This is a genomic window from Shewanella sp. YLB-07 (genome assembly GCF_009377275.1).
Genome location: NZ_VOQB01000002.1, coordinates 136,353 through 149,701 on the forward strand (window position 1 = coordinate 136,353; position 13,349 = coordinate 149,701).

The following is a 13,349-nucleotide window of genomic DNA, read 5'->3' on the forward strand; positions in this document are numbered from 1 at the left end:
TGATCCACAGTGAAGTTATGCTCGCTATCGAACCCGCCGTTGTGATCCAACTCTCCCGTGAGGAGCTAGAGACTCGGACCTTCGAGGCCGTGGGCGATATAGCCCAGCGTCATCAACTGCCCATGGGAGGCCAGGAACAGAAGCAGATCATGCTGCGCCTGGTGGACGAAATGTTAGGCCTGGGGCCGCTGCAAGTGTTGATCGATGATCCCGATGTCACCGACATCATGGTCAACGGCCACAAGGAAGTGTTTATCGAGCATAAAGGTAAGCTCAAGTCGGCGGAAATCAGCTTTCGCGATGAGGAGCATGTGCTCAATTTAGCCCGACGAATTGTGAGCCGCATTGGCCGCAGGATCGATGAGACGAATCCTATGGTCGATGCCCGCCTGCCCGATGGCAGCCGGGTTAACGTACTCATTCCACCTCTGGCCCTGGATGGCACTTGTATCTCGATCCGTAAATTCAGCGATAACAAACGTAGTCTGAGCCAGTTAGCCGAGCTTGGGGCCATGTCGGCGGATATGGTGACCTTGCTGGACATCATAGCCCGTTGCCGGGTGAATGTGCTGATCTCCGGCGGCACGGGTGCGGGTAAGACTACGCTACTCAATGCTATGTCGTTTGGTTTCTCACCCGAGGAGCGGATCATCACCATAGAAGATGCGGCAGAATTAAAATTGGCGCAGCCCCATGTCATACGTATCGAGACGCGTCCGGCGAGCGCTGAAGGTCTGGAGGCCGTCGATCAGCGTCGTTTATTGAAGAACGCCCTGCGTATGCGTCCGGATCGCATCATTCTCGGCGAAGTGCGTGGCGCCGAAGCATTTGACATGATGCAGGCGATGAACACTGGCCATGATGGTTCCATGTGTACCTTGCACGCCAACTCGCCATCCGATGCGTTGATCCGTCTGGAAAACATGCTGTTGATGGCGGAAGTTAACCTGCCGGCACAGGCCCTGCGGCGTCAGGTAGCCGCAACCATAGACATTATTGTGCAGATCGAGAGAATGCGGGATGGTCGACGTCGGGTGACCAATATCACCGAACTGGTTGGTCTGGAAGGAGATCAATATCTTACCCATGATCTGTTTCGCTTCGATTATCAGGGGCAGGACAGCCAAGGCAATGTGTTGGGGCAATTCTTGTCTGCACAAAAAGTGCCTAAATTTATCGAGAAGGCCAGATATTACCAGCTAGATACCAGACTCAAGCAAGTGATGGGAGTGAATTGATGTTTGCTCTGTGCGCCATTTTTCTCCTAGTATTGAGCCTGACGGTCAGTGCTGTTTCTTCTTGGTATTACATTGGCCAGCGTCGTCAGACTCGAAGGCGCCTGTTGAGCGTGACTAAGTTCAAGGCCCAAGATAAATCTGTGTCTAAGTCACTCTTTGGTTGGGAGCAGGAAGTGAGTCCTTGGCTACGCTGGCTCAGAAGACTGGAGTCTCGTATCGATAACCTATTCGGGCTCAAGGGGAAAACTTTCCTTTATCTGGGTCTGGTTACGTCGGCTATCACCAGCTGGATAATGAGTGGTTTCTTGCCTGTTTATGTGCGCCTGGCACTGTTGATATTGGTGCCGACTATCGGCTTCTTAGGTTTTTTCTGGTTGATGCGCTCGATGCAGATGAAGCAGTTCGATCAAGCCTTTCCTCAGGTGTTGGGTCAGATCTCCCGCGCCGTGGCGGCCGGCATCTCAGTGCCCCAGGCCATAGCCCAGGTATCTGAGTATCAGCAGGGCTTCCTCGGTCGTGAATTTGAGCTTATCCGCGACAGACTCGCCATAGGAATCGGCCTTAAGCAGGCCCTGGAACAGGCCTGTTATCGTTTGCCCTATGCAAGTTTTCACTTCTTCACTGTGGCACTTATTTTGAACCAGGAGAACGGTGGTCAACTGAGGGAGGTACTCCATAGCCTGGGCCGAACCCTGCACGATAATAGTGCGATCAAGATGAAGATCAAGAGTCTGACCGCAGAGCCAAGAATGACGGCGTTGATTCTAGCTAGCTTGCCTTTAATCTTGATTAGCATCATGTTCTTCAAAAATCCCACCTCCTTCGCCGTGCTCACCGACACGCCAGCCGGGCACAATGTCTTGTTATATGTGGTTTGCAGCATAGCTCTGGGGCTTGGCATCATCAATGTGCTGACTAAGGTGCGACCATGATGACCTTATCCTTGTGGGTATCGTTTATGTTATTGCTCGCCGGGGGCTCCTTAGCCTTGCTCAGCAGCGTTAAGGCGCGGCAGAGAGATGGGGTCGTTGCACGTTTACAGCTTGTGGAACGCGGGGCTATGGCCTTTGCTAAGCCTCAGAACCAGCTCCAATCTAAGATTAAGGTCAGCGATGATATCAAGGCCTTGTTGCTCAGAGCTGGATTCTACTCTGAGCATGCTGCCAGCATCTTTGTGGTGGCCAAGTTATTGGTGGCGATAAGCTGTTTCATCGGCTGGATGGCATATTCTGGCTTCAGTTTCGACAAGGTCATCTTGGCCAAGGGGGTGGTGTTTGCCGTTATCGGCGGGATTGGGGTGGAGCATTGGGTCAAATTCAGGGCGCGGCTTGTCTCTTCTCGCATCGCCGGAGCGACCCCGGATGCACTGGACCTTATGGTAGTGTGCGTCGAGTCCGGTCTTACTCTGGAGGCGGTATTTGGTCGGGTAGGTCAAGAGATGGTGAACTTCTCCCCGGAACTGTCCCGAGAGTGGTTGATCACCGAAGCCGAACTGCGTCTGCTCGATTCCCGGCCCCAGGCATTGAAAAACCTGGCCCTTCGCACTGGCATCATTGAAATTGAAAACATGGTTATCGCCCTGTCTCAGGCAGAAAAATACGGCAGTCCCATCGCTAAGAGCATGCGCCTTATCGCCTCGGATAGCCGTCAGCACCAGTATCTGGCGTTGGAAGAGAAGGTCGGCAAGATCCCCGCCAAGATGTCCATGCCACTCGTGGTGCTGGTCATGATACCTGTGGTAGTCCTGATCGTGGCGCCGACAATCATTGAACTTATGACATCGATAGGTGAACTTTGAAATGCCTAATTTACTCGTTGCCGCAAACATCTTGCCGCCAACGAATCAATCTCAGTTCGATAGGTGAACTATGAAGCGTTTAATATTTTTATTCCTGTTAACCCAGCTTATGGCCTGTGGCTCTTCAGGCTCACTCTCAGCAGAGCAGCTCAAGGCTAATGATCGTCACTTGGCCGAGGTGGCAATGACGAATGGCCGTCCGGGGAGTGCCATAGAGATCTATCAAGCATTGTTAGATAAAGCTCCCCACGATGTGGAGCTGCTCTATCTACTGGGGAGCGCCTATAACCTGAGCGGTGAGTATGCGATGGCATTGCACCAACTTAAGGAGGCGAGTCGAATCAACCGCGAGGCTGGCTATGCCAGCCGGGGAGAGATCCAGCGAGAGATAGGCCGGGCGCAGCTAGCCTCCGGTGATACGCCCAAGGCTTTGATTGCGCTGCTGCAGGCAAGCTCTTTGTTGCCCGGTGACGCCGTGGCCCACAACAGTCTGGGTGTGTGTTATGCCCTGCATCAGGAATACCAGCAGGCTCGCGGCGCGTTTCAGGCGGCGCTTAATATCGATCCCGGCAGTCTGGAATATCGCAATAATTTAGCTCTGGCCTGGATACTCGATGACAAGCCGCAGCTGGGCATAGATGTTATCTACCCCAGTTATTTACGCGGAAAAAGCACGGTAAAATTACGCCAGAACTTAGCCCTGGCCTTCGCGATGAAAGGCGATATAGAGGCGGCTAAGGCCATAGCCAGACAAGATCTGACTAAGGCGGAGCTAGAGCGAAATCTGGATTTCTATGGCCAATGGCAGAGAAAGGAACTGTGAAGTCGAAGCAAGAGGGGAGTCAAACCCTGGAATTTACCCTGACTCTGATCCCTTTTTTCATTCTTTTACTCCTGGTTGTCGAGCTGTGCCGTTTCATGTTAACGGCAAATCTGCTCGATGCGGCCCTGTCTACGGCCGCCAGACAGGTGGTCAGGCTGAATGATAAGCAAGATGTTCTGCAGCTGTTGAGACAAGAGATCGATGCGCAGGATTGGCCACTATTTGACAATGGCAGAATGAAACTTGAGGGACGTTATTATGAGGATCTTGAGGCCTTAGTGCTGGATCAATACGATTCGGATTATAAGGACCAGATGTATGGTGAATATCGGCTTACTTACACCTATCAGATGTTATTTATCGAAGGCATGGGTGATGGCAGCGCCATCAATAAGTTTGAGCGAACCGTGTTGGTAGCCCATGAGAGGCGTTAATTCCATGGCTAAATATCAGCAGGGGATCAGCGTTATCGCCTTGCCTGTGATCATCTTAGTGATGGCGGCTCTGGCCCTATTCGTGTTCAGAATTAACCATGCTCTGCTGACTAAGGCCAAGTTGGACCGCCTGTCCTATTCACTGGTGACTGTGGTCAGTGTCGAGCCCTTGAAGCTGCCATGGGTGACAGATAAGCAAGCGATCACTCAGAAGCTAGCCGATGATCTACTGACCTTAGCTAAGCGCCACTTGGATGGCATCAGCAGTGACGGTAATACTCAAGTCGGTATCGAGCTGGAGCAGCTTAAGTTCCTGGGAGAAAAAAATAGCGAGCAGTGGTACGGTTTTCAATCTGGCAGCAAATGTCAGGGCAATACCGGGTTAACGGGTCTCGCCGACTTATCTCCTAAGGGCAGTGTGGAGGGATACAACTTAGGTAAATATGCTCAGCTGTTTCAGGTGACCGTGTGTTTGACAGGCGTTAAATCTGTCAATGGCGTGCTGGGTATCGTGGATTTTTCCAATTTTACCCAAGATTATTATAAGAGCTCTTCTTTGATGATAGGGAGGCATTATGACAAAACGTCTTGGTTACGATAGACAGCATGGGGATATCTCCCTGATGTTTGTGATCTGTTTACCTTTCATGTTGGCGATGATTGCCATCAGTATCTTACTGGCCATGTATCTGCTGACGGTGACCCGGGCCGGTCAGGCATCGGATGCAGCGTCTCTCGCCTGCGGTTATTCACAGCGGGCCGATCAAGCCCTGCTTGTGGGTATCTTGGATTATTATCGTCCCGGTTTTGTGATCCATGATGGTGAAGCCCAGATAGCCATCGACGGCAGAAATCGCTGCAGCATAAAGGCGAGTTATCGCTTCAACCCGACCATGATGGCGCTGCTTCCAGAGTCGGCGCGCACAGATGTATCTCTCTCCTCAGATACTGGTGCAACTTCACACTTGGTGATCAACTCGACGCCCTTACCCATGGATCTCGCTTTGGTGTTGGATATCTCTGGATCCATGTCCGCTCAGTTACCTCAGTTGAAACGCATCATCAATGGCGCCCTCGAAGATATTCGACAGCAAGATGCAGATGAAGTCGGTGCGGTGAGGTTTTCTTTGGTGCCCTTCGAGACTGGAGTCGGTGTGCTCAATGCTCCCTGGATGCCAAAATCTGCGGACAAGGTCACCTGTGTCGATGGTCTGAGTTATGGCCAATACAGTGTGGATTATGCCGCAACGGTGAACGATCTTGCTGAGCCCGCCGCCAACCTGAATATTAATACGACATTTGCCAGCAAATGGCTGGACGCCTGCAGCATGGATGTGACTATCTTGCCCCTGACGCAAGATCTCGATTTGGTGAAACAGAGGGTCGATGCCCTAGTCACCAGTGGCACGACTTCCTCCTATCAAGGTTTGATCTGGGGCGTGCGCACCTTGCTGCCCCAGTGGCAGGAGGAATGGCAGATCCCCCCTGTTGAGTCGCCAGAACTGATACAGCGTTTGGTGTTGTTCACCGATGGTGCAGACCAGGGCTTTCATCTGGATGATCTGATTGAACAAGGCTTGTGCCGGGCTATCCAGGATAAACATCATATCGAGATGAGCTTTATCGGCTTCGGAGTCAGCGATCGCCGCCTGCAGCAATTCAGGGAGTGTGCCGGTGTTAAGGGCAAGGTGTATGACGCGCAAAATACCCAGGAGCTGGAAGCCTTCTTTCGTGAGGCACTGCAGACTGAGACTAAGGCTAGCTTAGTATTGCGGGAGGAAATAGAAACTTAAAGCCAGGAGTTTTAAATCGGAACCTAAGGCTTAGGACTTGAGATTAGGAACTAGGATCAGAATCTAGAATCGCATTCATATCTGTGAATGCTTGAATGAAAATAATTCGTTTTATTAGAGGTGTTTATGTTTAAAAGGTGGGCCGTGATCGTTTCTTTAGTGTTTACAACGCTTTCGCCATCGGCGTATGGCTATCAACAGGGAGACTTGCTTTCATCTAAGGCGATGCAGGAGTTAGGTCTGAACCCCAATGAGCTGACTATCATAGATTTCTTTGCCCAGTGGTGCGTGTCATGCCGTGAAGAACTGCCCGAGGTTGAGATATTGTCTCGTCAGTTAGCCGGGCGCGGAGTAAGCATAGTCGGTGTCGATGTCGATGAAGACGTCGACGTGGGACTGGCATTCCAACGGGAATTAGGTCTGACTTTTCGAGTGGTAGCCGATCCGGAGCAAGTGCTGGTCGCAGATTTTCAGCCCACTGGTATGCCGGCTTTGTATTACGTCTACAAAGGCAAGGTTCTCAAGGTGAGATACGGCGCTATCAATAATATTCGAAAAGTGATCATCGAGGATATTCGGTCTCTGGATTTAGCCGAATAATGAATAATCGAATGAAGGGAAAAATGAAGATACGAGCAATATGAATAACATCAGACAAGTGATAATCGATGATATCAGATCCCTGGGATTGGCTAAATGAAGGGCGGAGATACGAGTAATATGAAGAAAAAAATGAAATGTAAGTTAAGCCTGATATCCGCTCTCTTGAGCGTGTCATTCGGTGCAAAGGCGACATTGGATATTGATCTTAGTGGCTTGGGTGAGGGCGAAAATCCGCCTGAAATTAACACTAAGAAGCTGAATCAGACTATTGGCTCAGGAACTGCGCAGGCCTCTGTACCAGAATCAGTACCAGGCTCGATACAAGAGACGGTCAGCGCCAATGGTCGTTATCATCAGTCCACTAGTGTCTCCTCTTCCGTGTATTCCAGTCAGGGGGCGATCACAGGCCTGAGACGTAATGTCGAGCTAGTCGCTCCTAAGCGGCCAAGTCTGCTGTTATCTGCCCCTGAAGTTTTGGCGAACGATATCTCGTTCGGCCCAGGTGTTTCACCGACTATTTCGCAGCCTATGTCTCCGACTCTTTCATCTACTCTCTCCTTCGAGAATATGCCAGAAATTGAGGTGGCAGATGCAAAAGATGATGAGTCCATGTTGTCATTTCTCGATGAGTGGCTGGGGATAGACCCGGTAAAGCCTTGGGAGAAAGGCACATTGGCCGAGAAGGCGATGAAGCCCGGCGGCGTAGTGCCTGAGTTTGACCGCTTCTCGGAGAAAGTCTTCTCCTATAAGCAAGGTTCTGTGGGTGGCAGTGGCGTCGGTGGCGGCGGCTGTGGTTGTAACTAGTATCAATGGCTTAAACTTAAATAAGAATACCAATGAGTAAAAAATTAACACTGACAATCCTAAGCGGCGTAGCAGCCTCAGGCTTAGGCGCATTATCCCTCCCGGCTCAGGTCGAGGCGGCGGATCATATTTCGATTCATCATATGAACTTCGAGGAGTACGGCGATAAGGTCAAGGCTGGCGACAATCTGCTCTCTATTGAGAAAAACTTCGGTTTGGATTGGACCCTGACCGCAGAGCTGGGTTATGACACGGTTTCGGGTGCATCTCCCGCCTGGGGGCCGACAACTCCGGTATCGGGCAACCAGGACTTGCTCAATCGAGCCAAGAAAACCCAGTTGGCACAGGGGCAAACTACTGAGGTGATTCGTGCGGGTTATGACCCTTATCGGGATGCCTATGCCGTGCAGGCCTATGAGCTCGAAGATACCCGCTACTCTAGCAGCGCTAACCTGACTTACAGAGACAAGAAGCGTGATGAGTGGAGCCTAGGCCTTAACTACTCTCAGGAGGAAGATTATGAAAGCATGGGCATCAATGGTCAGGTGCTCATCTATGCCGACAGTCGTAAGAATCGCTCCTATACCATAGGAGGCTCCTTACTGCTCGATAAGACCTTGGCATTTGAGGAATATGAGAACTTCGGTAACACCCAAGAGTGGCAAGATATCTTTAACAGTGATATCGAACTTGGGCTATCTCAGATTTTTACCGCAAACTTTTATGCCACATTTACCCTTTTTTCCGGATACAAGTCCGGGTATTTGAGCAATCATTACCTGACTGTGTTGCGTGAGATAGACATAGATGACGATGGCGTGATAGCGGACGATGAGGTCTTTCTAGGTCAGGATACCCGGCCCGATAAACGACTCTCCGGCGGGATTAATATTCAGACCTTCTACAGCTTTAGCTCATCTGTGGTTATTCGCCCACGTTACAAGTATTTTACCGATGATTGGGGGGTCACCTCCCACCAAGTTGGTGGCAAATTAAGTATCGAACTGCTGGATTGGCTGACATTGACTCCGGGATATTTTTGGTACTCTCAGACTGCGGCAGACTTCTTTGTCGATCCAGATTCCGCCGACCCTTCATTTGCGGCTACCGGTTATGCCACATCGGATCTGCGTCTGGGGGATTTCGATGCCAATGCCTATGAGCTTGGTGTCAGTGTAAAGGCGACTAAGCGACTGCGTCTTAATGCTTTGGCGGCCTACTATGACAGGAGTAATGGCTATGAGAGCCAGTGGTGGGTAGTTGGGGCAACCTATGAGTTCTAACCTTGTTTATGTTCATCGTTTCACCGCCATGACGGTTCCCTGTGAAGTTATCTTGTTCGCCGATGAAGCCGAGCCTCTGGCTCTGGCTATCGAAGACAATACCCGGCGACTGGAAGCTAAATATAACTTCCATGACAAGGACTCCTGGCTAAGTCGGCAGATTAATTCTCGTGGGAGTGATAGGGTGGAACTCGATCATGAAACATGGACTATTCTAAGGCTGGTACGTCAGTACTGCGAGGCTACCCAAGGCATCTTCGACATCACAATCGGTAGCCTTAAATACCTTAAGGCCTGCCAGCCAGACCTGAGCCGGGAGGAGTTATACCTCAGCATTGAGCCCTATATGGGGCTCAATTCCTGGTCACTTGAGGGAATGAATCTCAGTTTTACTCATTCTCAGACTCGGTTTGACTTAGGCGGGGTGATTAAGGAGTACAGCGTCGATCAAGCAGTGGATTTAGTGAAAGCCGCCGGCGTCACCGGGGCCTTGATTAATTTCGGCGGTGACATTCGCACCTTTGGTCAAAAGCTTGATGGCAATCCGTTTGTTGTGGCCGTGCTCAACCCTAAAGACACCCAAAAACCTTTCTTCTCTTTGCCCCTGAATAATCAGGCGCTCACCACTTCGGCTCATTATCAACGTCATTACCAATTCAGTGATGGCCAGACGTCACATATATTAGCCAAAGGCGGGGTACATCCTCAGGTGCTCTCATCCACAGTGGTCGCTGACACGGCATTAGAGGCGGGAATATACAGTACGGCACTAACCATAAAGCCGACTCTGGATGTCCCTGATTCGATTGGTTTTGCCTTTATCGACGACAAGTTAACCCTTCATCAAGACGCGGAGTTTATCCAATCATGAGACTGTTATTTATCATATCTTGCTTTATGGCCAGCATGTTCGCACAGGCGCAAACTCAAAAGGAGTTTCTGCCTGTGAAACAGGCTTTCCCCTACAGTCAAAGTGTGGTCGGAAATGAGTTGATCATAAGCTTCGATACCGTTCCCGGGTATTATCTCTACCAGAAGCGGTTGTCGTTCAAGTCCGCTTCACCCGAATTAACCTTAGGTGAGCCAATATTCTCTGTCACGGCGCAGCAGAAGCAAGACCCCTATTTTGGTGAGGTGGGTGTCTTTCGTCAGCCATTAAGGGTGCGGGTTCCCTTCGAGGGTGCGGGCAAAGTCAAGGTGCGCTTTCAGGGCTGCGCCGATGATGGTCTATGTTATATGCCCCAGACCAAGTCGGTAGAGTTACAGGCCTTGTGATATTGAGGCTTAAAATCAAGGTTTAGCCCCGTGACTTAGCCTGAGTCAGAGAGATAAAAACGCGGCCTATAGCCATGTTTTGCTTAAAGTTTACTATGACTGCTCTTATTGGATCGGGTTAGAAGAGCACTGTAATCTCCTGTGAGCAGTCATTACTGTCGGCATTACATACCTTAACCCTATGGCTTGTGCCTCCTTTGATACCTGTGTTGATATCATACTCGTAAGGGCTGGTAGTGAGTTCAGCTTCTACGTCCGAACCATATAGGTATGGTGAGTTCATATCATCGAGATAGATATCTATGAGGGGATAGGCAGCCCAGGTAATATCTATATGTTTTACCCCTCTCTGTTTACGTCCTGTAGCTGTTAAATTGAAATCACTCGCTGCCAGAGTCTTAGTCGCAATGCCTGTGGTGGACATACTTGAGTTACCGGCGCCATTAGAGGCATAGACTCTGTGATAGTAGTCGGTGTTGGCGGCGAGGCCTGTATCACTGTAGCCACTCGTGTCGGCAGCAACGGTACCAGCAGCTGCCCAGTCAATGTTATTCAGGGAGCGCTCTATGTGAAATGCCGATTCATCTGATGAATTATCAGTCCAGTTCAGAACTATTCGGCTAGATGAAACCGGACCAGTGACTATATTCGAAGGTGCATTGGGTTTAGTTTGACTTGCATCCGTTTCCGAACGGATATAGAGATTAGAAACTGTAATACTATCGAATGAGGTATTGTTTCCCGCAGTCTGATCGCTGTCTGTTACGCTTACTCTTACTTCTCCGCTGACACCTTGAGGCAGCATGGCGCTGTAATGGCCATTATCACTGTTTGAAAGTGTGGCAAAATTGGAGAAAGAGACTCCATTGTCGAGCGAGTAAGACAGTATTATTTGATCGTCGGGCAAGGTGGGTAAATCGGGGGGACTGGACATACTGGCATCCAGATGTAATTCCACTAAGTTGCCCGATGTGATGCTAAATAACCAAGTATGGGTCAGGTAGCTGAATCGGTTCTGCTTCTTACCGCCAGATTGGCGTTCCGTAATCGTCTGACTCGAGCCGCTATCGAGGGCCGAGTCTTGGTAGTTGCCGCTAACATTGCCTGCTGTGAATATCTCACCATAAGCAATTTGGTTGATAAAGGGAGGTGCATCCACGCTAATATTGATATTAACTGAATCACTGGCCCCTAAATTGTCGGTGACTGTAAGAGTTGCGGTATAGCCACCAGCGGCTGTATAAAGGTGTGTTGGCATCGCCTCCGTTGAGCTTGCGCCATCACCAAAGTCCCAATTGAAGCTGATACTGCTTTGGGGATCATCATCTTTTGAGCCTGTGCTATCAAATGTGACCTCCAATGCTGCCTGGCCCGTAAGTGGATCTCCTGCTATTACCGCAATTGGTGCTCGATTCAGGACTGACACTGCAATAGAGTTTTGGTCACTTAAGCCATCATTATCGGTGACTGTTAAGGTGGCAGTGTATTCCCCTGGGACTAGGTACTCATGAGTAGGATCATCGACAGGATTTGTGGTTGTGACTTCAGTCTCGTCACCGAAAAGCCAGTCATAACTCACAATGTCGCCATCGTCTGTTGAGCCTGTACTACTAAATGACACAGAGGTAGGTGCAAAAGTTGGTGAATAACTTATGGTGCCGATATTAGCCGTTGGTCCTTGAAGATTTGATGAGCTTTGAACCGTTGCCGAGATTATATATTGGCCTAAGCTGCCGTAATCGGGATAGCCCGTATCCAGAGGATCCCCCTTACCTACACCATCTATCATCAGGAAGTAGGTTCCGGCACTGGCGAAGCTGCCGCCCAGTGATGCCGATAGAATATTTGCGACATTGTCAGTTTGCAGTAAGGCTCCGCTGCTGTCATAGAGGCTGGCCTCTATGTCTAAATTTGGGCTAACATCGTCAGGATTGATTGAGATGCTGAAGCTACCTGCCGCCGCATCGAACTTAAACATATCTTGATCGCTACTGAGGTGGATAAGACCAAATGCATCGAGTTGGTTTGTTGCGCCATTATCTGTGACAGTCATGGATGTCACATCGTCGACGATACTCATGTCATCGACATGGTCATCAGATATCAAAGGGGCACCATAGTATTGAATGTCCGAAATATCATTTTGAGGCTGATTTGCCAGTGGATAGGTGTTCATACTCCACTGCACTAATTCTTGATAATAGCCCACCCCCATAATCGGTGCCCAGCCTGTTACGCCAGAGCCATGGCCTGTGTAATAACCGGTTCCGTCTGTTTGTCCATCATGGCTTAGCCCTAAGTTATGACCTGCTTCATGGGAGATAGCCTCACCAGCACCGACAACACTCGAGTTAAATACGAAGGCGGGTTTTAGGTAATTGGTATTGGATCCGTAATCATCGAATGCTCTGAGGTAGGCAAAGCCACCACAGCCACAGTTGGAAAAGGTGTTCTGAGTTATTACCACTCGAGTGCCGAACAGTTGATCGCCTGACGTTTCACGGGCTATAGGATCGGCAGCAAGGTCATCTGGGTCAGTGAGATCTTCTGTGGTGACATCGACATTAAAGGGGGCAAAGTCTTCGGCGACCTGTCGCCACATCAGGTAAATTCTATCGAGCTCGTCCTGTGTAAAGGTCTCGGGAACACCATAGGGGTTGTAAGGGGGTGACACAATAGGTGTGCCATAGGAGTTGTTCCAGGCTGTGCCTGTTGTAGTGTGGCCATCAAAATCTAACAATATGGTTCTGGGCGCTCCAGGCCTGCTATGTAACTTGAACGTTTGCTCTTGGTTAAGTGCTGTTTCTGGTGTAATCAAAGGCTCTGTCATGCTTTGTTGACTAGGCTCTTCGATCTCTACATAGAAAACTCGCCCTTGTTTATCTAGCCAGACACTCGTGTCCTGTCTGATCATCTTGGCAAATTGGGCGGGAGTTTTACCGTACCAAGCCGCCACTTCAGGAAGTTTAGTACCAAGTAGACCTATGGCATGTTCACCGTTAGCGGGTTCTGGAAGTGTTACAGAAGGGAAGACACGATGGGAGTTCGACGCATCTTGCGACTCAGATGTCGCGTTGGCTGCGGCCGCATCAAATCCTGATAGCCCCGTAGCAGATAAGAAAAAGCTTAACAGCGCAAGCTTAAAGAATCTATTTGAGTAATCCATTACCGTTCCTTTTTTAGCGTTCGATAGTTAATTTAAAGTGTAGCAGGGGATAAGGTGTTCGCACGCCAAAGCTAGATAGACTCTAGGCTTGCTAATGTTTTTAATTGTTTAAACTTGACCAAACGATTGTTA

Annotated in this window: 13 protein-coding genes; 12 read left to right on the forward strand and 1 reads right to left on the reverse strand. The window is 49.8% G+C overall.

All coding sequences use genetic code 11. From position 1 onward, the window contains the following. Positions 1-17: 17 nt before the first annotated feature. The 12 genes from FS373_RS04555 (at position 18) to FS373_RS04610 (ending at position 10,051) form a co-directional block, all read left to right on the forward strand. Complete coding sequence (locus tag FS373_RS04555) at positions 18-1,238, forward strand: CpaF family protein (RefSeq protein WP_407695672.1); 1,221 nt, start codon at positions 18-20, stop codon at positions 1,236-1,238. Further along, positions 1,238-2,170 (forward strand): type II secretion system F family protein, encoded by a 933-nt coding sequence (locus FS373_RS04560; RefSeq protein ID WP_227992491.1) that lies wholly within the window; start codon positions 1,238-1,240, stop codon positions 2,168-2,170. The genes FS373_RS04555 and FS373_RS04560 overlap by 1 nt, the downstream gene beginning before the upstream one ends. Beyond that, positions 2,167-3,036, forward strand: coding sequence for a type II secretion system F family protein (locus tag FS373_RS04565; RefSeq protein WP_194165801.1), 870 nt, complete (start codon positions 2,167-2,169; stop codon positions 3,034-3,036). Before FS373_RS04560 ends, FS373_RS04565 begins: the two co-directional genes overlap by 4 nt. A gap of 70 nt (positions 3,037-3,106) precedes the next feature. Continuing rightward, positions 3,107-3,859: a tetratricopeptide repeat protein gene (locus tag FS373_RS04570; RefSeq protein ID WP_221937435.1), complete on the forward strand. Its 753-nt coding sequence runs from the start codon at positions 3,107-3,109 to the stop codon at positions 3,857-3,859. Further along, positions 3,856-4,293 (forward strand): TadE/TadG family type IV pilus assembly protein, encoded by a 438-nt coding sequence (locus FS373_RS04575; protein ID WP_185976876.1) that lies wholly within the window; start codon positions 3,856-3,858, stop codon positions 4,291-4,293. Before FS373_RS04570 ends, FS373_RS04575 begins: the two co-directional genes overlap by 4 nt. 4 nt (positions 4,294-4,297) lie before the next feature. After that, positions 4,298-4,894: a tight adherence pilus pseudopilin TadF gene (tadF, locus tag FS373_RS04580; RefSeq protein ID WP_194165802.1), complete on the forward strand. Its 597-nt coding sequence runs from the start codon at positions 4,298-4,300 to the stop codon at positions 4,892-4,894. After that, entirely contained in the window at positions 4,869-6,086 is a 1,218-nt protein-coding gene (locus FS373_RS04585) for a vWA domain-containing protein (RefSeq protein ID WP_144047589.1), read from the forward strand. The genes tadF and FS373_RS04585 overlap by 26 nt, the downstream gene beginning before the upstream one ends. 126 nt (positions 6,087-6,212) lie before the next feature. Then, positions 6,213-6,686, forward strand: coding sequence for a TlpA family protein disulfide reductase (locus FS373_RS04590; RefSeq protein WP_144047588.1), 474 nt, complete (start codon positions 6,213-6,215; stop codon positions 6,684-6,686). Positions 6,687-6,818: 132 nt separating this feature from the next. After that, positions 6,819-7,493 carry a DUF4266 domain-containing protein gene (locus FS373_RS04595; RefSeq protein ID WP_227992493.1) on the forward strand — a complete coding sequence of 225 codons (675 nt, stop codon included), beginning with the start codon at positions 6,819-6,821 and terminating at the stop codon, positions 7,491-7,493. 32 nt (positions 7,494-7,525) lie between these two features. Then, complete coding sequence (locus tag FS373_RS04600) at positions 7,526-8,776, forward strand: DUF3570 domain-containing protein (protein ID WP_152828851.1); 1,251 nt, start codon at positions 7,526-7,528, stop codon at positions 8,774-8,776. Continuing rightward, positions 8,766-9,647, forward strand: a complete 882-nt coding sequence (locus FS373_RS04605; protein ID WP_144047586.1) for an FAD:protein FMN transferase — start codon at positions 8,766-8,768, stop codon at positions 9,645-9,647. The genes FS373_RS04600 and FS373_RS04605 overlap by 11 nt, the downstream gene beginning before the upstream one ends. Beyond that, a complete protein-coding gene (locus FS373_RS04610; protein WP_144047585.1) occupies positions 9,644-10,051 on the forward strand; it encodes a protein-disulfide reductase DsbD domain-containing protein in 408 nt (135 codons plus the stop codon). Before FS373_RS04605 ends, FS373_RS04610 begins: the two co-directional genes overlap by 4 nt. A gap of 118 nt (positions 10,052-10,169) precedes the next feature. On the opposite strand, the gene FS373_RS04615 is transcribed toward FS373_RS04610, so the two are convergent. Continuing rightward, on the reverse strand, positions 10,170-13,217 hold the full coding sequence (locus tag FS373_RS04615) for a PKD domain-containing protein (RefSeq protein WP_144047584.1): 3,048 nt from the start codon (positions 13,215-13,217) through the stop codon (positions 10,170-10,172). Between the last annotated feature and the right edge of the window lie 132 nt (positions 13,218-13,349).